The organism is Nocardia sienata NBRC 100364 (genome assembly GCF_001613205.1).
In the GTDB taxonomy this organism is placed as follows: Bacteria; Actinomycetota; Actinomycetes; order Mycobacteriales; family Mycobacteriaceae; genus Nocardia; species Nocardia sienata.
This window is the reverse complement of sequence record NZ_BDBX01000001.1, coordinates 36,551-54,343: the sequence shown is the minus strand read 5'-3', so window position 1 is coordinate 54,343 and position 17,793 is coordinate 36,551. Positions and strand designations below refer to the sequence as shown.

Genomic DNA, 17,793 nt, shown 5'->3' with positions numbered 1-17,793 from the left:
CCGCGGGGCCTTCGGTGTGCCGGTCAGGACCGCAGATCCCGGCGGGTGAAGCGCAGGAATCCGGCGGCGACCAGGGTGATCGTGGCCGTCAGCAGGATCGCGGCGTCGGCCCACTGCATTCCGTGGCGCAGGGGTTCGCCACCTATGTAGTAGTGGAAAGGGGAGAGGTATTTCAGCCAGTCCGCGCCGATCACACCGGCGAGGTTGCCCGCGACATAGGTGAGCACGCCGATCCCGACCGCGATTCCCAATACCGGCCCGCGTTTGCCGATCGCGGCACTCAGCCCGAGCGACAGCGCCCCGAAGATGATGCCCAGCAGCGCCAGGTGCACGCATTGGGCGGCGAATTCGGCGATGCCGATGGAGTCGAGATCCGCTGCGGAGCGCACCGCGAGCATGCCGAGGAAAACCAGCGCCGCGATCGCGGCGGCACCGGTGACCAGGCCGGCGAAGCGCTGTATCGCCAGTCGGGTGCGACCGACAGGGTGGGCGAGCAGCAGGTCGAGGTAGCCGGTTTCCTCGTCGCCGGCGATCGAGCGGGCACCGAAGGTCACGCCGTAGGCCATGACCAGCAGCGGCAGGAGCAGTCCGAACACCGTGGACCCCAGATATCCCGCGGCCGAGCCCAGATCGTTCATCCGCAAGGCTTCGCGCATCGCCTCGGGGTAGTTCGCCACCGTGTCGGCCATGCCGCCTTCGGAGACCTGCGGGTAGAACGCGGCATACATCAACCCCACCGCGGCGGTACCGGCCGACCAGGCCAGCAGGCCGCGGCGGTTGTCGGCCAGGGTGCGGAGGTAGATATCAGGCAGCATCGGCTTCTCCGGTGTAGTAGCTGTGGAACAACTCGTCGAGGGCGGGTTCGGTAACCAGCAAACCGGTCAAGTGGTGGCCGGCCAGGGCACGCAGCAGAGCGTCGGGGCTGCCGGTGACCCGGCAGCGCAGCGTGGCGCCCTCGATCCGGACGTCGGTGACCCCGGCCAGGACAGCGAACTCGGCAGGATCCACGGAACGGGTGAACGTGGCCTCGACCTCGCGGACCGCGTCGGCGCGCAGACCGGCCACGGTGTCGACGGCGACCAGACTGCCTTCGCGGATGATGGCCACGCGATCGGCTACCGCTTCGACCTCGCTCATGATGTGGCTGGACATGAACACCGTCTGCCCGTTGCCCGCGGCCTCGGAGACCATGGCCAGGAAGATCTGCTGGGCCAGTGGGTCCAGGCCCGAGGTGGGTTCGTCCAGGATGAGCAGTTCGGGGGTGTGCATGAATGCCTGTACCAGCCCGACCTTCTGCCGGTTGCCCTTCGACAACTCCGCGATGCGTTTGCCCTGATCCAGGTCCAGTCGCTCACACAGCGTGTCGATACGGTCCGCGCCGGCGCCGCCACGCAACGCGGCCAGGAACCGCAGGGCCGAGCCGACACGCTGGTGGCCCGGCGCGACGAAATCGCCGGCGAGATATCCGATCCGTGCGTGCAACCGCACCGCGTGGGCGCGCGGGTCCATGTCCAGGACCCGCGCAGTGCCGCTGGTGGGGCGGATCAGGTCCAGCAGTAGCCGGATGGTGGTGGATTTCCCGGCGCCGTTGGGGCCCAGATACCCGAACACCTCTCCGCGCTCCACCGTCAGCGACAGTCCGACCAGACCTCGTGCCGAGCCGTAGGTCTTCGTGAGCCCGTTCAGCTCGATTGCTTTCACCATGAACCGAAAATATCGAGCTTTCAGAGATTTGTAAATACTCGGAAGGTTGGGAGGTCTGTTACCTTCGTAGGGTGGGAACCAACGAACGATTGCGAGACGCCGCGGAGAAACTGGCCCTGACGCTGTCGGCCGGCGGGGGGATGCAACGTTCGACAGCGCGCGTGTTGACCGCCCTGCTCTACACCGAGCAGGACACGATGACCGCCGCCGACCTGTGCGCGGAGTTGTCGATCAGTTCCGGTGCGGTGTCGACGGCGGTCAAGCATCTGATGCCGGTGGGACTGATCGAACGGGTGCCCGCACCGGGCAGCCGCCGCGACCACTACCGATTCCGGGCCGGGGCGTGGGCAGCGCTGATGTCGCAGCAGAACACGATGCTGACCACCATGCGCGATGCGGCCCGAGAAGGCCTCGACGCCACCGGCCCCGATACCGTCACCGCCCGCCGGATGCATGAGATGGGGGACTTCTACACCTTCATGCTCAACGAATTGGTTCCGCTGATCGATCGATGGCGGGAGCAGTACGCAGCCGACCATCCCTGACCGATCGCACCTCGGCCACCTTCCGGCTGCTTGTCGCCTGGGCGTGATCCGGGCGCGCCTCACCTGCGGTACTTCGACCACCGCGCCGGCGTGGTCGACCATCGGATACCGCGCCGGTTTGCCCGGGCGAGCCGCCACGGCGGCCCGGCAGCTGGGCGGTGAAGATCGGGATCGCGAGCGCGTTGACGAATCCGACCATCACGCTGCGCGGGATGAAGCGCATCAGCCTCGCCACCCCGATCACACTCAGCATGCTCTGCAGCAGTCCCGCCGGCAGCACGGTCGCGATCGGATACCGACGGTGTCAGCCCCCCGGATCGACCCGCACCAAAGCGCCCAGCGGCATAGAAAATGGGTACCGACCAGCGGCGGATTCATCAACCGACTCGATCACCGCACGGTCTTCACCGGGGTCGATCTCGCGTACCACGAAGATCGACCCACCGAACTCACCGATCCGCACCTGGTCGCCGACTTCGATCACACCACGAAGCATAATCGAATACGTGTTCGAAACCTGGAACGAGGAGTTCTCCGCGCCCCTGCGGCGTGTCTTCGATCCGCCGGTGCCGGTGCTGGTGGATCTGAGCACCGCGATCACGCCGGAGCCGGGCTTCCGCCGCGACGTCGTGCCGATGCGCACCAAAAACGCCGGCCTGGACACCACCGCGACCGTTCCCGGACTGCTGCACGCATGGGCCCGCACCACAACCGGCGCCTGGATCGGTCTCGTGCACTTCGGGATACCTACCGGCGATCGGCGCGGCTACGTCGAAACCCGGCAGTGGTGCCCCGCCCGAGCTCTGACGCGGCGAGAACCGTAACCGCAGTGCCGGGCACAGGTCGGACCCCTGCGACAGATCTCCTACTCGCGCCGACCGGAACTCCGTGGAGGCCCCCCGGCGATCGGAAAGGTCGGTGGCCAGGGGGTGAGGTTCGCCGGTGAGGTGTGCGACGGCGAGGGCGACTTCGGTGATGGTGGCGGTGGTGTAGATGCCGGTCACTCCCCCACCTGTTCGGCTGTGGCGGGCGAATTCCCGCGCGATGGCGGTGCCGTAGTGGCGCTCGACCCAGGCGGTGGTGTGCCGTAGCCAGTGGATCGAGAGGCCGCCGCGCCGGCCCATAGCCGATGAGATGCGGCATATCGCCGGGAACCGCTGTGTGTTGCGGCCAAGAACCTCGCCGGTAGCGGCTTCCCGTCCTTGTCGACGTTTGGGTTACCGCCAGAGCCCGCGTTCCGGCGCTTGTTCGGCGCCGGGCATTCGAACGCCTCGGTCGCCCTCTCCTCGACTCCTTGTCGCGCATGTCCCGATAACTCGCGACCCGGGGAGGTCAGGGAAGACCGAAGGCCAACAGGACATTGCCCGGCATACCGGTGGTGATCTGCCGGCCGTAACCGGAATTGGTGAACAGCATGCCGTTCGAGACGACGGCGCCATGGCCGTTGATACCGCCGCCGACGCCCGGCACTCCGTTCACGGTGTGGAAGTGCCGTGCCGTGTTGTATTCCCAGAGGATGGCACCGGTCTCGGCGGAGAAAACGCGCATCTTGCCGTCCAGGCTGCCCTCGTAGACCAGGCCGGGTGTCGACGAGACGGCGTTCGGCATGGCGAGCTGGCACAGCGGAAGCATCGGTATCGGCGGTGGATCGAACAGGCAACCGTGGGCGGGGTTCGGCGTGCTCCAGATGACCTCGCCGGTCGCCGGGTGCAACGCGAAAAGTGTGCCCGGCGTGCCCTGATAAGTGGCAACATACAGGCGGTGGCCGTCATAGCTCGCACCCCATTGGATGCCTTGCAGTGACTCCGAGCCCGGGATGGGCAGCACCGGTACCGGCGTGTTCAACCTGGTTTGCCAGACGATCTCGCCGGTGACGGCGTCGAGCAGGTGGAAGACACCGCTCTTCTGGCCCGCGCCGACGACCAAGCGGCCACCCATCTCGAAAATGTTCGGCTGCGAACCGAAGTCGAAATCGTGACCGGGCTCGGGGCAGTTGCCGCCCGGCGGTGGGTAGGTGCAGCGCCCGTTCCAGGGGGCTTCCCCGGGAGTCATCCGGCGGACCCACCGGGCGGTTCCGGTGTCGATGTCCAGCGCGCCGATCGCTTCCGCGCCCTCGGGACGGCCAGTGTAGGGATTGCCCGCGGTGTAGTACAGCGTGCGCGACTCCGGGTGGATCGTGGGCGACGACCACACCGGCGCACCGCTGGGCGCAAACGGCGGCGACCCACTGGGAGTCGGCTCCGGTGGCGGGATCGTGTAATGCTGCCATCGCACGTCGCCGGTAGCGGCGTCGAGCGCCACAACACTTCCCCGGAAGGTACAACACGGGTACAGGTCGCTGGTGGCGGTACCCAGCTCTTGGCTGGACACACCGACATAGACGTGACCGTCGAACACGAGGGGCGAACCGGTGATGATCGCGTAACGATGATTGTCCAGTCGACGGACCCAGCGCTGGGCACCGGTCTGCGCGTCCAGGGCCCACATCCTGGCCGAGTTGTCGCCGAAGTAGACCGTGCCATCGACAACCGCGGGCCCGTTGCGCAGCCCGTACGTCGGGAGATTTCCGCCGAGGGGCGTCTCGGCTCGGAACGACCACCGGGTCGCACCGGTGGTCGCGTCCAGCGCATAGAACGTACCGTTGCGGCCACCGACGTAAACAGTTCCGTCCACCACCGCCGGCTGGCTGGAAGCGGCGATCGAGTCGGGGAACGCGAACGCCCACTTCAGCTGCAACGAGGACACTGTGGCCGGCGAGAGAGCGGTCTCGCGTGGATTGTGCCGGGAACCGGCGAGGTCGAACTGCCACATCGGCCAATCACCATTGGTGCCGACAGGTGGCGCAGCGCTCCCGACGCTGGAGTTCGGCAACAGCAGGACAACCGCGGCCACCAGGATCGGTAACCGCAAAAATGATGTCTTCCGGAGTCCGGACGCCCACGCCGCGAAGATCATTGGCCAAAGTCTGTTCATGCCAAGGTCTTTCCGTTTCGGTGATGGAATCTTCCCACTTCCGAGGCCGGGGATTTTCAGGCCGAGGACGAATTGTCGGAATTGTTATCTGCGTCGGCCCCGGACTCTCCCGAAGTCCGCCCTGCAATGGACAGCCGATCACGTTCGTCGAGGTAGCGGCCGGGTCGAATGCTCTCGTAAGCCCGCTGCAACGGCAGTCCGTGCTCCGCGTGATTGCTGTACCTCGGCGCCGGGAATGGTCACGGTTCGCCTCGCCGAATCGGTTCGGGCCCACCGGCTGGTCGCGGCAAGGGTGTCGTTGCGGTGCGCGCTCTCCTCGGCCGCGGCGAGCATTGCGGGCAACTGATCTTTGGGTACGCCCGAGCACAACCCTCCCGCGTGTGGGGGGGTCGCTGTGCTCTGATCGGTTGTGGCCGGAACACCGGGACGTTGATCTCCGGGTCGGGAGTCACGGCTCGATCGTTCGGCAGTCGGCCCGACCGCGGGGCGTGGCCATCCTGGTCCGCACCATCAGAAGTACTGTGGCCGACGTGGCGGTATCCGACAAGTCCGAGCCCGTGACTCGCTCCGGGGAGTTGGTGGCGGCCTGTCGTGAGGACATCCCCGTACTCACCGAGCGGCTCATCACCGCGATCTTCACCGAGAATCCGGAGTGGACGGACTACTCGGCGGTGAGCCGGGCGGACCTGCAAGAAGGATGCCATCGGTTCCTCACCCGGGTGCTGGACCTCATCGACGAGAAAGGTCTCGACGCCGAGCACGACGATGTCGCCGCGGCGATCGGCGCGCACCGGGCTGTGCAGGGCGTGCCGTTGGAGGCGATGCTGCGCACCTTCCGCCTGGGCGGCCGGATCATCTGGGAGGCACTGGTGGACCGGGCGGGCACCATCTCGGCTGCGGACTTCCGGGAAATGGGTACGGCGATGTGGGCGGTCATCGACGGGATGTCCTCGGCGCTGGTCACTTCCTACCGCGGAGCGGAGCTCGATCGAGTCCGCCTCGATGAACGCCGCCGCCACGCGTTGATCGAGGATCTGCTCGCTGGACGTGGGCGCGACGCACGGTTCGCCCATCGCGCGTCACGGGAGTTGAACATTCCGGTCACCAGCGCTTATCTCGTGATCACCGCCCGCGGCGATACCTACCCGCTCAGGCTGGGCACCGAGACCGCGCTGGCCGCGCAGGGCTTCCGCTCGGTCTGGCATAACCGCGGTGATTCCACGGTCGGCCTCATCGCCCTCGAGAATAATCCATCTGCGCAGGTAACGGCTGTACTCGGGCCCCTCGTCAGCGGGCGCGCCGGGCTATCGCCCGCGGTTATCGGACTCGCCGAAGTCGACGTCGCCCATATGCTGGCAGCCCTGGCACTGGACACGATGCCAGAGGACTCCCACGGCGTGTTGACCTCATTACACGACCGCTACCCCGAGGCCCTACTGCTCCGATCGCCCGATCTGGCGCAGTTGCTGGTGGGCCGGCTCCTCGGCCCGATTCTCGAACTGCCGGCCAAGGAACGCGACCTGCTGCTCACGACATTGCGGGTGTGGCTGGCCGAGGACTGCTCGGCCGCCCATGCGGCGCCGCTGCTGTACTGCCACCGCAACACTGTGCTCAACCGGCTCCAGCGCGCCGCGATACTACTCGGGCGGCCGTTGGACGGGCAGCGCTTCCACCTGGAGCTTTCCCTGGCACTCCTCGCGCATACGCTCGTCGAGACCGCCACCGACTGAGCCGCGGACACCGGCCTGCGAGGCACCTGGGTTGGGCGCTGCGCCCAATTGTGGAGCTTGATTCCTGGGCGCGCGGAGAATTGTTCGCCGCCCCACAACCCAGCAGACTCCAAGTCCGGACCCACACCGCCAACCGGTAGCCGGGTCACGCATTCAGGACGAGGAGCACCACAAGTGCCACAATTCGATCTCTTGGTCGTCGGCGGGGGCCCGGGCGGCTACGTCGCCGCGATCCGCGCTGCCCAGCGCGGTCTACGCGTCGCGCTGGTGGAAAAGGAGCGCCCCGGCGGAGTGTGCCTGAACTGGGGCTGTATACCCACCAAGGCGATGCTGCGGTCCGCGGAGGTCTTCCAGATCGTCGATTCCGCGAAAGATTTCGGAATCACCACCGAGAACGTGCAGGTGGACTTCGCCGCGGTGCGCGAGCGCAAGAACGGCATCGTCGACGAACTCACCCACGGTGTGGCCGGCCTGCTGCAGGCCAACGGCGTGACCGTCATCGAAGGCCACGCCCGGTTCACCGGCCCGAGCACCGTCGAGGTGTTCCGAGCAGGTCCGTCCCCGGTCTTCGACGGTGGTCCCCGCTACGCGGCCGCGCCGACCGACATTCCGATCCGCACGGTGGAGGCAACCGATGTAATCATCGCGACCGGCTCGGTGCCTGCGCCGCTCCCGGTATCCGGCGCCGACCTGCCCGGCGTCATCACCTCCGACGGGGCGTTCGGTCTCACCGAGATTCCCGAGCGACTGGTTGTGATCGGCGGGAGCGCGGTCGGCGTGGAGTGGGCCGGCCTCTTCGCCGCCTTCGGCACCGCGGTGACCGTCGTCGAGATGCAGGATCGTCTGGTTCCGGCAGAGGACGCCGAGATCGGCGCCGCGCTCGGGCGATCGTTCACCGGTCGCGGGATCACGGTTTCGACCAGCTCGACGGTCACCGGAATCGAGCGGTCCGGGGACGGGCTGCGAGTAAATGTCGATGGAACGGACCCGCGCGCCCTCGACGCCGATATCGTGCTCGTCGGCGTCGGCCGCCGCCCCAACACCGCCGCACTCGGCCTGGACGCCGCGGGAGTCGGCACCGACGCGCGCGGGTTCATCCCCGTCGACGACCGGCTGCGGACCGGCGTCGAGCACGTGTACGCCATCGGTGATGTCACAGGTAAGGCGCTGCTGGCACACGTGGCCTCTCACCAGGGGCTCACTGCGGCCGATGTCATCGCAGGTCACGACGTCCACATCGACTACCACGCCATCCCCGCCGCCACCTTCACCCACCCCGAGATCGCGAGTGTCGGCCTCACCGAGGCCGCTGCCCGTGCCGCGGGCCATGACGTCGTCACCGCCAAATTTCCTTTTGCCGCGCTGGGTCGCGCCCGCTCGGTCGGCGACACCGAAGGCTTCCTGAAGATCATCGCCGGCGCCCGGCACCACGAAGTCCTCGGCGTGCACATCATCGGCCCCTCGGCCAGCGACCTGATCACCGAAGGCGCTCTCGCGATCACGCTCGAGGCGACCCTGGACGAACTTGCCCACACGATCCACGCCCACCCCACCTTCGGCGAGATCGGTATGGAAGCAGCCCTGACCGGCCTCGGCCTGCCCATCCACATCGCACCGCCCCGCACCCGTCGAGGAGACCGCGCATGACCGCCGAAACCACCGCCCGCCGACCGCCGAGTAAGGCAGTCCGCGCCGCCGTGAAGAAGCCCGAAACCGCCACCCGAGAGCCCGATAGCCCGGCCGGCCTCGGCGATTCGGTCGACTCCCGTATCGCCGCGGAGAATCCCGAGACGCTGCGGGAACTCTATCGCGAGATGCTGTTCGTGCGCCGCTTCGAGGAGCGCACTTCGCAGAGCTACCAACAGGCGAGGATCGGCGGCTACTGCCATCTCAACCTCGGCGAGGAAGCCACCGTCGTCGGTATGGGTGCGGCCATGCGGCCCACCGACTACCTGTTCACCAACTATCGCGAACACGGTTACGCGCTGGTCAAAGGGATCGAACCCGGCAGGGTCATGGCCGAACTCTACGGCCGCTCCACCGGCACGTCCAAGGGCTGGGGCGGCTCGATGCACATGTACGACACCGCTACCCGGCTGCTCGGCGGCTACGCGATCGTGGGTGGCCAGATTCCGCTGGCCATCGGCGCGGCCCTGGCCATCGACTACCGCGGTGACGACGACGTGGTCGTGTGCCAGATGGGTGAGGGCACCACCAATATCGGCGCATTCCACGAGTCGCTGAACATCGCCGCCCTGTGGAATCTGCCGATCGTGTTCCTGATCGTCAACAACCAGACCGGGATGGGCACCACGGTCGAGAAGTCTTCTGCCGAACCCGATCTGTGGAAACGCGCCGCGTCCTACCGCATCCGCGGCGAACGTGTCGACGGCACGGATGTGCTGGCGGTGCGCGATACCGCACGCGAACTCATCGAGACCGCCCGACGCGAGAGCAAGCCGGCGCTGCTCGAGGCCGTCAGTTACCGCCTCAAAGGCCACTCCGTGGTCGACCCCGCCAAATACCGCACCAGCGGAACAGTGGCAGAGGCCCGCGACAACGATCCGGTCACCCGCTGGCACGCGGCGCTGCTGCGGGTAGGAGTACTCACCGAAGAGTCCGCCGCAGACCTCGAGGAGTCCGTGGCCGCCGGTGTCCGTGCCGCCGTCGAGTTCGCCGACGCCAGTCCTCATCCCGATCCGTCGAGCCTGTTCGACTACAACTACGCCACCCCGGTGCCCGGCGACTCCCGCCGCCTGCCCGCCGACCCGCTCTTCACCCACTAAGGACGACACCCGTGGCAGTCATGACCTACCGCGAAGCACTGCGCGAAACACTGCGTGAGCAGATGCGGCGCGACGACGACATTCTCCTGCTCGGCGAAGAGATCGGTATCTTCGAAGGCTCCTACAAGATCACCGCCGGACTGCTCGACGAATTCGGCCCCAAACGAGTACGCGATACCCCCATCGCCGAAGAAGGGTTCGTCGGCGCCGCCATCGGCGCCGCCATGCTCGGATTGCGCCCGATCGTCGAGATCATGACGATCAATTTCTCTCTGCTGGCCCTGGACCAGATCGTCAACCACGCCGCCAAGATCTACGGCATGTTCGGTGGGCAGACCAGCGTGCCGATGGTCATCCGCACCCCCGGTGGTGGCGGACAGCAACTCGGCGCGACCCACTCCCAGAACATCGAGCTCTACTACGCGTTCGTCCCGGGCCTCAAAGTTGTCGCTCCCAGCACCCCCGCCGACGCCCGTGCCCTGCTCCAGGCCGCCATCGCGGACGACGACCCGGTGCTGTTCCTGGAGAACCTGGCGCTGTACAACACCAAAGGCGAAGTACCGGAGTCCATTCCCCCAGCGGAGATCGGGCGAGCCGCGGTCACCCGCATCGGAACCGATATCACCCTGATCGGCTACTCCCGCATGGCCACGATCTGCACGGTGGTCGCGGAAAAGCTCGCGGCCGAGGGGATCTCCGCGGAAGTCATCGACCTGCGCAGCCTACGCCCCCTCGATCGGGATACGCTGATCGCCTCGGTCCGCAAGACCGGCTGCGCGGTGATCGGCGAGGACGACTGGCTCACCTACGGCATCGGCGCGGAAATCGCGGCCTCCATCTCCGATGGCGCCTTCGACTACCTCGATGCCCCGGTCCGCCGCGTCGCCATGGCCGAAGTGCCACTCCCCTACGCCAAACCCCTCGAGACCCTCGCGCTGCCTTCGGTCGACTCCCTCTACACCGCGGCCACGGAAACCCTGGCCGCAGTCGGCACACGCCGCTGACCCCGGAGAACCTTCATGCCCGAAATCGTCATGCCCCGACTGTCGGACACCATGGAAGACGGTGTCGTCGCCACCTGGCTCAAACAGGTCGGCGACCCAGTCACCCGCGGTGAGATCGTCGCCGAGATCGAAACCGACAAAGCGCTCATGGAACTAGAAGCCTACGAGGACGGCGTCCTCGAACAGATCCTCGCCGAAGCCGGCACCCGGGTACCGATCGGCGAACCGATCGCCCTCGTCGGCGACGGCAGCGGCAGCGGCAGCGGCAGCGCAGCGCCTACAGGGCAGGAACGGAGCGGGGCCGGAACCGCCCTGGAAGGCGACGCGCCCGCATCGGCACCCCGCGCGGCACACGCCCCCGAGCGGCCGGCCCCCGCACCGACCGCCGACACCGCGCAGTTCACGACCACCGGCACCGGCGAGCGGCAGAAGTCCTCCCCGCTCGCGCGTAAAGTGGCCCGCGAACTCGGCGTGGATCTCGCCGCGGTCGCCGGGACCGGCCCCGGCGGGCGCATCACCCGCCGCGATGTCGAATCAGCGCACGAGGCGGCGGCGTCCGGCATCGCACGGGGCACCGCGGTAGCCGAAGCACCGGTGTCTGTCGCGGCTGAGCCGGAGTCCGGCGACTACGACGAGATCCCGCTGACCGGTATTCAGCGGGTTTCCGCCACGCGGCTGACGGAAAGTAAACAGCAGGCGCCGCATATCTACCTCACCAGCGCCATCGATGTCACCGACCTGTTCGCCTTCCGCACCCAGATCAACGACACGCTCGCCGCGGGGACCGGGAAGGTCAGCGTCAACGACCTGCTGGTCAAGGCCGTCGCGCTGACACTGCGCGCGAACCCGGGCATCAATGTCTCCTATGCCGGAAACGCGCTGCGACAGCATCGCGGCATCCACCTGGGTATCGCGGTCGCCACGCCCGCCGGACTGCTGGTCCCGGTCGTGCACGACGCCGACCGCAAATCGATCTCCGCCATCGCCGCAGAGACCCGCGACAAGGCCGAACGTGCGCGGGACCGCAAACTGCGCACCGACGAGATGACCGGAGGCACCTTCACGATCTCCAACCTCGGCATGTACGGCATCGAACACTTCAGCGCCGTCATCAACCCCCCGGAATCCGCCATCCTCGCCGTCGGCGCCGCCACCGACGAACTGCAACTGGCCGACGGGCAAGTGGTGAGCCGAAAGATACTGCGTATCACCATGTCCGCCGATCACCGCTGCATCGACGGCGTTGGCGCCGCACAGTTCCTTGCCCAGCTCAAACAGCTGATCGAGCACCCGCTGCGGATTCTGGTCTGAACATTCATGGTCTGGTGGGCCCACCACTCCGACCGCAACGGCGAACGCCGCGGGCATGTCGGAGTACCGCTCCTGGTTGCTGTTGCGGGCCTGGTCTGCAAGGTTATTCGTCCATGACAGCCTGCTGTTCTCCGTTGTCATACCGATGTCGTCACCGACGGCGTCTACGCCACCTACGGGCCGTTCCGGGCGCTCCCATCCCTGTTCCTCACCGGCCCGGCGGCCGCCGTCGGTCTCGCCTCGATCAACTCCCCGGCCAACCTCGGCGGCTTCGTCGGACCCTCCGGTTTCGGCGCACTCGAAACCGCCACCGGCGGCTTCTACTGGGGCCTAAGGAGCAATGCCGACATATTTGGTGGAGAGGTACTCCTCGATTCCCTCGGCGCCGCCTTCCCTTCCGAAGCCGGAGTGCTTCACACCGCCGAACGGCGCGGCGGCGTTCGATACCACCCCCTGGTTGACGCCGACCATGCCGAACTGCAAGCGCTCGACAACATTCAGAATGCGAGACATGTCCTGGGAGAAAACATACGACGCCAATCCGTACTCCGTTGCGTTGGCCAGGGCGATCGCCTCGTCATCGGTGCCGAACGTGGAGATCGGTGCGACAGGACCGAACAGTTCTTCCCGGGTGATGCGGTGATCGCCTACGTCGGTCAGAACGGTCGGTTCGAAGAAGTAGCCCGTGCCTTCGAGTGGGGAGCCACCGGTGAGCACGCGTGCGCCACGGGCGAGGGCGTCCGACACCAGCTCGGTGACCTTGTTCCGCGCCCGCTCATCGATCAGGGGCCCGACGTCCACATTGGGGTCGGTGCCCCGGCCCAGCCGTTGCGCGGCCATCGCGGCCGCGAATCGAGAACCGAACTCATCGGCAACGGACTCGTGGACGAGTATGCGATTGGCGGCGGTGCACGCCTGTCCGATGTTGCGCATCTTCGCCAGCATCGCGCCGGCCACCGCGCGGTCGATGTCCGCGTCGCCGAGGACCAGCAGCGGTGCGTTGCCACCGAGTTCCATCGATATCCGCAGGAGTTGGGCGCTTGCTTGCGCCATGAGCTGCCGGCCCACCGCCGTCGATCCGGTGAAGGTGAGTTTGCGCAGGCGAGGATCGCGCAGCAGCGGTGGAATGGCTTCCGCCGCGCGGGTCGTCGTCACCACATTGAGGACGCCGGGAGGCAACCCCACCGACCGGAGCAACGCGGCGAACGCCAGCGCGGTGAGGGGCGTTTGCTCGGCGGGTTTGAGCACCATGGTGCATCCGGCGGCGATGGCAGGGGCGATTTTGCGGGTTGCCATGGCGAGGGGGAAGTTCCACGGCGTGATCATCAACGTCGGACCGACCGGATCCTTCATCGTGAGCAGACGGGTCGTTCCTTCCGGAGATCGGGCCCATCGGCCTCCTACCCGGACCGCTTCTTCGGAGAACCAGCGCAAGAACTCCGCACCGTAGCGGACCTCTCCTCGCGACTCGGCGAGGGGTTTGCCCATTTCCAGGGTGATCAACAGGGCGAAGTCGTCGGCTCTTCGGACAACCTCGTCATAGGCCGCTCGTAGCAGATCGGAGCGTACCCTCGGTGCGGTCGCGGCCCAGGATTCCTGCGCACGTGATGCTTCGTCCAACGCGGCGATCATCTCCGCGGGCCCGCCGTCGGCGACGTCGGTGAGCGGGTCTCCCGTCGCCGGATCCTCCACGACGAAACGTCCCGCGGCGTCGGCTTCGCGCCACTCGGCACCGATGAGCAGGCCGGTGGGGACTGTGTCCAAGAAATCCATATCTCACAACTCCACTCCAGACGTCTGTTCCGGTGTTAGGCGGGGAGCACAGCAGCGATTCCGTTACTGATGGCCGCACCGACCGCCACCGCTGGCAGAAGGCTGTCAATGCCGCGGTCGCGCCGGAATGCGCCATCTGGCGCAAAGACTCGCGGCCGGGTGTCCATTCCGCGCACTCGCGGTTGTCACGCCGCCGGGCACACTGGCGGCCGCAGAGACTGGCGCCATCCCGGAAGGACTTCATATGACAACGCTTCGTTCCCAGGTCCTCATCGACCGCAGCCCCGACGCGGTCTGGCAGGTGATCCGAGACGTGCCCGGCATCAGCCGCTGGTTTCCGGCTATCACCAGCTCGGAGGGCGACCAACGACACCGCACGGTCATCCTCCGCGGCGGCAGCAGGCTGGAGGAAACGGTCGTGACGATGAACGACGAGCTGCGCCGTCTGCAATACCGGGTTGTGGAGGGCGACCTGCCGATCAACGCTCATCTGGGAACGGTCGATGTGCTCGACCTCGGCGACGGCCGTGCCCTGGTGGTCTACAGCACCGAGATCGAACCCGCCGAGCTGGCGGACGCGTTCGACTCGGCGTGCGCCGAGGGCCTGCAGGGGTTGCGTGCAGTCCTGTCGTGATTCGGCCGGTCAGTCGCCGGGATACAGCTGAAGGGCGAACCAGAGCTCGGCTCGCACGGTGGGGTTGTCCAGATCGCGCCCCAGGGCCTCGGCGATGCGGGTCATGCGATAACGAAGCGTGTGGCGGTGGATCCCGAGGGTACTCGCAGAGGCATCGGCCTGCCCGTTGTGCGCGAGAAAGGTCCGCAGGGTCTGCGCGAAGTCGACCTTGGAACCTCGATCGAGCGCGGTGAGCGGCGCGAGCGCTGCTTGCGCCCACGCTCTGGCTTCGGGTCCCGTCAGATGTTTGAGCAATCCCGCCTCGGAGACGTCTCGGGCCATGTAGAGCTTGCCCGGCTTATCCGACGCCGCTTCGAAGACACCACGCACCCGCCTCCACGCAGCGGGGAGTTCCGACACCTCCACCGCCTCGGTCACGGCCCCCCGGCCATGCGGTACGCGCCGCAGGATCGCCTCCAGCGTCCGCACATCGCCCTCCGCGGTCGGCAGCACGATACCGACCCGGCCCGGGCGCAGCTCCGCGATCACCGTCTCGATCCGGCGCAGCGCTTGGTCCTCTTCGGCCGCCTCGAGGAGCTCGAGGGCATAGCGGCGCGGCACACCGAGCAGGGCGGCACGGACCGGACCACCCGGGAGGGGAACACCCAGAACCTCGCTGGTGCTGCGGGCGACCTGGGCATGCCCGCCGAGCAACAGTTGCAGTACCGCGAGGCGATCGTTGCGCGCGGCTCGACGTAGCTCGTCGCTGCGATGCAGGTCCTCGGCGAGCAGGTAGGTCGCGGTGTCGACGAGCGACCGTTCGATGGCATCGAGCGGGTTCGCTCGCCCGATGGCGATGAAACCGCGGATCCGGCCCCCGACACCGACCGGCCGGATCGACACCGACTCTCCCGGGATGATGAGTGACATCGCGCTCGGACGCGCATGCGTGGCGAACCGCGGCAACTCACTCTGCACCAACGCCAGATGTGCGCGGGCGCCCTCCGGGATCGACGCGAGCGGAGCGCCTGACCCGTCCAACAGCAGCAACCAGCCGCCAACCATGCCGGCGATGCGCTCGGCGATGCCTCGCGTGCCCTGCGCGGCCACCGACGCGCGCACCAGCTCGCGGTGCGCACGGGCGACCGAATCAGCGGAGTCCGTCATCAGTGGCGGCAACCCTTCCCGAATCGTGGCCTCCCAGCATGCGGTATCGGTGGACCGCCCGGTCTCTGTCCGATCCGGCGCAGCGCGGCGCGGTTGTTGTACAAGGCGGAGCATTGCACGACAGTCGACAGCGATCATCATTCAATACAGGACAGGACCTCGCCCGACACCCACCGACAGATCGGACAGCAATGCCCTCCTCCCGCGCGATTCTCCACGCTCTGCCGGGCGCGCCCGCGCGCCCGGCCGTGCAACTGCGCCAGGCAGGCGACCACCAGATTCTGGTCGAATACGGCGAAATGGAGGTCGATCTGCGCCTGAACTTCCGCGTCCACGCGTTGCGCCATGCCCTGATCAACGACCCGGTCGACGGGGTGCTCGAGACCGCCCCCGGTTTCCGCTCGATGATGGTCACCTTCGATCCGGGTCGCATCACCCGCGACCGGGTGCTCGAGGAGCTGATCGCGAGGGAGCGCTCGGCCCCGGATCTGGAGTCGCTGGTCCTGCCGAGTCGCACGGTCACGCTGCCGATCGCATTCGATGACGAGATGACCCGTGAGGCGGTCAAACGGTACCGCATCACCACCCGCAACGACGCGCCCAATGTCAGCGACGGCGACAACATCGACTACATCGTGCGCTACAACGGCTTCGCCGGCCGGGAAGAGTTCTTCGTCCGCTTTCTCGCGACCACCTGGTGGAACGCCTTCATCGGCTACTTTCCCGGACTTCCCTCGTTGTTCTCGATGGATCCGCTCACCCAGATCTCCGCGCCCAAATACAACCCGGCACGGATGTGGACCGCGGAGGGCGCGGTCGGCATCGGCGGCCCATGCGTCGTGCTCTACCCAGTGGAGTCGCCCGGCAGCTACCAGCTGTTCGGCCGCACCCTACCGCTGTGGAACCACGATTTCGCGGGGAACTCCACGGGCGGGGCCGGGAAGCCCGCAACCGTCGCCGCCGCTTCCAATCTCTTCCGGGTGGGTGATCGAGTGACATTTACGCGAGTCAGCGAGAAAGAGCTGCTCACCCTGCGACTACGCGTGTTCGAAGGCACCTATGACTATCAGATAGAGGATGACGACTTCGTGGTAGCCGAGTATCTCGATGAGGATGCCCGGCTGGCGCCCGAGGCCGCCGTCATCGCGGCCGAACGGAAGCTGGCCGCGGGCCGGGTGGGCGTCCCATGAACACCAAGACAACAATGGAGATCATCGATCCCGGCCTGCAGACGACCGTACAGGCCTGGCCGGGGCGTCAGGGCCTCACATCGCTCGGCTATTTCCCGGCCGGCCCGATGGACCATCTGTCCATGCGGGCCGCGAACATCCTCGTCGGAAATCCCGCCGGAGCTCCTGCCCTCGAAGTTCCCAAGGTCGGCCTCTCGGTCGCGTTCCTCGTCGACACTCACATCGCGATCGCCGCACCGGATGGCACCGCGATTGTGCTGAACGACGTGCCGGTGCCGGCCTGGGAGACGATCGGTGTCCGGACAGGCGACGTCCTGCGGACCATCGGCGCAGGCGGTGCGGGCTTCCGCCTCTATCTCGCGGTGCGCGGTGGAATAGCGGTGCCCGAGGTGTACGGCTCGGCGGCCACCTCGCTCGTAGCGGGCATCGGCGGAGTGGAGGGACGGGCGCTGGTCCGCGGCGACCTGCTCGCGACGCACAGCGTGGCGGCGCCGGCTCGCCGGCGCCTTCCCGAATCGATGCGCCCGCGCTTCGTCACCGAGTGGGAGGTCGAGATCATGCACGGTCCGCACGCCAGTCCCGACTACCTGACCGACGAGGACTGGACGGAACTGCTCGGCAGGCAATGGCGGGTGGACCTGAACTCGGATCGCATCGGCACGCGCCTCAACCCATATCGGTTCGCTTGGGCGCGGTCCGATGGCGGCACCGCGGGCGGGCATCCGTCCAATGTCCTCGACGACGCGTACCCCGTGGGTGGCCTGCTGGCCAACGGTGATGTGCTTACGATTCTGGGCATGGACGGCAACACCTCCGGTGGCTTCGCCGTAGTGGCCACGGTGCCGCACTGCGCGCTGTGGAAGGTCGGGCAGATGCGTCCGGGCCGCGACACCATCCGCTTTCGGGAGATCGACTACGAGGAGGCACTCGCATTGAACAAGCGGGTCGACTTCACCGTCGATCCGCTTCGGACGGTTCCAGTGCCGTGACCACCCAC

The 17,793-nt window shown here is 67.2% G+C and carries 16 protein-coding genes and 1 pseudogene; 10 read left to right on the top strand and 7 right to left on the bottom strand.

Annotated features, from left to right (window positions below; all coding sequences use genetic code 11):
- Positions 1 to 23: 23 nt before the first annotated feature.
- On the bottom strand, positions 24 to 815 hold the full coding sequence (locus tag NS4_RS00245) for a DUF2705 family protein (protein ID WP_063057417.1): 792 nt from the start codon (positions 813 to 815) through the stop codon (positions 24 to 26).
- Positions 805 to 1,704 carry an ABC transporter ATP-binding protein gene (locus tag NS4_RS00240; RefSeq protein WP_063057416.1) on the bottom strand — a complete coding sequence of 300 codons (900 nt, stop codon included), beginning with the start codon at positions 1,702 to 1,704 and terminating at the stop codon, positions 805 to 807. Before NS4_RS00240 ends, NS4_RS00245 begins: the two co-directional genes overlap by 11 nt.
- A 140-nt stretch (positions 1,705 to 1,844) precedes the next feature.
- Between NS4_RS00240 and NS4_RS00235 the strand changes: the two genes are divergently transcribed.
- Positions 1,845 to 2,249, top strand: a complete 405-nt coding sequence (locus tag NS4_RS00235; RefSeq protein ID WP_084486393.1) for a GbsR/MarR family transcriptional regulator — start codon at positions 1,845 to 1,847, stop codon at positions 2,247 to 2,249.
- Positions 2,250 to 2,394: 145 nt separating this feature from the next.
- Here the strand turns inward: NS4_RS00235 and NS4_RS31890 are convergent.
- Both NS4_RS31890 and NS4_RS00230 read right to left on the bottom strand, forming a co-directional pair.
- Positions 2,395 to 2,544, bottom strand: a pseudogene (locus NS4_RS31890) (SulP family inorganic anion transporter); the annotation flags it as partial.
- Between the two features lie 9 nt (positions 2,545 to 2,553).
- Positions 2,554 to 2,733, bottom strand: a complete 180-nt coding sequence (locus tag NS4_RS00230) for a hypothetical protein (RefSeq protein ID WP_063057415.1) — start codon at positions 2,731 to 2,733, stop codon at positions 2,554 to 2,556.
- Between the two features lie 22 nt (positions 2,734 to 2,755).
- Here NS4_RS00230 and NS4_RS00225 point away from each other — a divergent pair, with 22 nt between their 5' ends.
- Positions 2,756 to 3,073 (top strand): hypothetical protein, encoded by a 318-nt coding sequence (locus NS4_RS00225; RefSeq protein ID WP_245664912.1) that lies wholly within the window; start codon positions 2,756 to 2,758, stop codon positions 3,071 to 3,073.
- Positions 3,074 to 3,581: 508 nt separating this feature from the next.
- On the opposite strand, the gene NS4_RS00220 is transcribed toward NS4_RS00225, so the two are convergent.
- Entirely contained in the window at positions 3,582 to 5,204 is a 1,623-nt protein-coding gene (locus NS4_RS00220; RefSeq protein WP_063057414.1) for an outer membrane protein assembly factor BamB family protein, read from the bottom strand.
- Positions 5,205 to 5,752: 548 nt separating this feature from the next.
- Here NS4_RS00220 and NS4_RS00215 point away from each other — a divergent pair.
- From NS4_RS00215 to NS4_RS00195, 5 genes are all read left to right on the top strand, one after another.
- Positions 5,753 to 6,952: a PucR family transcriptional regulator gene (locus tag NS4_RS00215; protein ID WP_174552046.1), complete on the top strand. Its 1,200-nt coding sequence runs from the start codon at positions 5,753 to 5,755 to the stop codon at positions 6,950 to 6,952.
- A 174-nt stretch (positions 6,953 to 7,126) separates the two neighbouring features.
- A complete protein-coding gene (gene lpdA / locus NS4_RS00210; RefSeq protein ID WP_063057413.1) occupies positions 7,127 to 8,599 on the top strand; it encodes a dihydrolipoyl dehydrogenase in 1,473 nt (490 codons plus the stop codon).
- Positions 8,596 to 9,738 (top strand): pyruvate dehydrogenase (acetyl-transferring) E1 component subunit alpha, encoded by a 1,143-nt coding sequence (gene pdhA / locus NS4_RS00205; protein ID WP_084486346.1) that lies wholly within the window; start codon positions 8,596 to 8,598, stop codon positions 9,736 to 9,738. Before lpdA ends, pdhA begins: the two co-directional genes overlap by 4 nt.
- A gap of 20 nt (positions 9,739 to 9,758) precedes the next feature.
- Entirely contained in the window at positions 9,759 to 10,742 is a 984-nt protein-coding gene (locus NS4_RS00200; protein ID WP_218020272.1) for an alpha-ketoacid dehydrogenase subunit beta, read from the top strand.
- Positions 10,743 to 10,757: 15 nt separating this feature from the next.
- On the top strand, positions 10,758 to 12,053 hold the full coding sequence (locus tag NS4_RS00195; RefSeq protein WP_174552045.1) for a dihydrolipoamide acetyltransferase family protein: 1,296 nt from the start codon (positions 10,758 to 10,760) through the stop codon (positions 12,051 to 12,053).
- Positions 12,054 to 12,383: 330 nt separating this feature from the next.
- On the opposite strand, the gene NS4_RS00190 is transcribed toward NS4_RS00195, so the two are convergent.
- Positions 12,384 to 13,826 (bottom strand): NAD-dependent succinate-semialdehyde dehydrogenase, encoded by a 1,443-nt coding sequence (locus NS4_RS00190; RefSeq protein ID WP_063057411.1) that lies wholly within the window; start codon positions 13,824 to 13,826, stop codon positions 12,384 to 12,386.
- Between the two features lie 244 nt (positions 13,827 to 14,070).
- Between NS4_RS00190 and NS4_RS00185 the strand changes: the two genes are divergently transcribed.
- Complete coding sequence (locus tag NS4_RS00185; RefSeq protein WP_063057410.1) at positions 14,071 to 14,460, top strand: SRPBCC family protein; 390 nt, start codon at positions 14,071 to 14,073, stop codon at positions 14,458 to 14,460.
- A 9-nt stretch (positions 14,461 to 14,469) separates the two neighbouring features.
- On the opposite strand, the gene NS4_RS00180 is transcribed toward NS4_RS00185, so the two are convergent.
- On the bottom strand, positions 14,470 to 15,606 hold the full coding sequence (locus tag NS4_RS00180; RefSeq protein WP_063057409.1) for a PucR family transcriptional regulator: 1,137 nt from the start codon (positions 15,604 to 15,606) through the stop codon (positions 14,470 to 14,472).
- A 191-nt stretch (positions 15,607 to 15,797) separates the two neighbouring features.
- On the opposite strand from NS4_RS00180, the gene NS4_RS00175 reads away from it, so the two are divergent.
- Together NS4_RS00175 and NS4_RS00170 are read left to right on the top strand one after the other, a co-directional pair.
- On the top strand, positions 15,798 to 16,796 hold the full coding sequence (locus NS4_RS00175; RefSeq protein WP_169811704.1) for a 5-oxoprolinase subunit B family protein: 999 nt from the start codon (positions 15,798 to 15,800) through the stop codon (positions 16,794 to 16,796).
- The gene (locus tag NS4_RS00170) at positions 16,793 to 17,785 is read left to right on the top strand and encodes a 5-oxoprolinase/urea amidolyase family protein (protein ID WP_063057408.1); all 993 of its coding nucleotides are present in this window, start codon (positions 16,793 to 16,795) and stop codon (positions 17,783 to 17,785) included. Before NS4_RS00175 ends, NS4_RS00170 begins: the two co-directional genes overlap by 4 nt.
- The last annotated feature ends 8 nt before the right edge of the window (positions 17,786 to 17,793 follow it).

Excerpts from the sequence above, each read along its gene's own strand:
- NS4_RS00245 (WP_063057417.1), bottom strand. The coding sequence starts at position 815 with ATGCTGCCTGATATCTACCTCCGCACCCTGGCCGACAACCGCCGCGGC.
- NS4_RS00240 (WP_063057416.1), bottom strand. The coding sequence starts at position 1,704 with ATGGTGAAAGCAATCGAGCTGAACGGGCTCACGAAGACCTACGGCTCG.
- NS4_RS00235 (WP_084486393.1), top strand. The coding sequence starts at position 1,845 with ATGCAACGTTCGACAGCGCGCGTGTTGACCGCCCTGCTCTACACCGAG.
- NS4_RS00220 (WP_063057414.1), bottom strand. The coding sequence starts at position 5,204 with ATGATCTTCGCGGCGTGGGCGTCCGGACTCCGGAAGACATCATTTTTG.
- pdhA (WP_084486346.1), top strand. The coding sequence starts at position 8,596 with ATGACCGCCGAAACCACCGCCCGCCGACCGCCGAGTAAGGCAGTCCGC.
- NS4_RS00200 (WP_218020272.1), top strand. The coding sequence starts at position 9,759 with ATGACCTACCGCGAAGCACTGCGCGAAACACTGCGTGAGCAGATGCGG.
- NS4_RS00195 (WP_174552045.1), top strand. The coding sequence starts at position 10,758 with ATGCCCGAAATCGTCATGCCCCGACTGTCGGACACCATGGAAGACGGT.
- NS4_RS00190 (WP_063057411.1), bottom strand. The coding sequence starts at position 13,826 with ATGGATTTCTTGGACACAGTCCCCACCGGCCTGCTCATCGGTGCCGAG.
- NS4_RS00185 (WP_063057410.1), top strand. The coding sequence starts at position 14,071 with ATGACAACGCTTCGTTCCCAGGTCCTCATCGACCGCAGCCCCGACGCG.
- NS4_RS00180 (WP_063057409.1), bottom strand. The coding sequence starts at position 15,606 with ATGACGGACTCCGCTGATTCGGTCGCCCGTGCGCACCGCGAGCTGGTG.
- NS4_RS00175 (WP_169811704.1), top strand. The coding sequence starts at position 15,798 with ATGCCCTCCTCCCGCGCGATTCTCCACGCTCTGCCGGGCGCGCCCGCG.
- NS4_RS00170 (WP_063057408.1), top strand. The coding sequence starts at position 16,793 with ATGAACACCAAGACAACAATGGAGATCATCGATCCCGGCCTGCAGACG.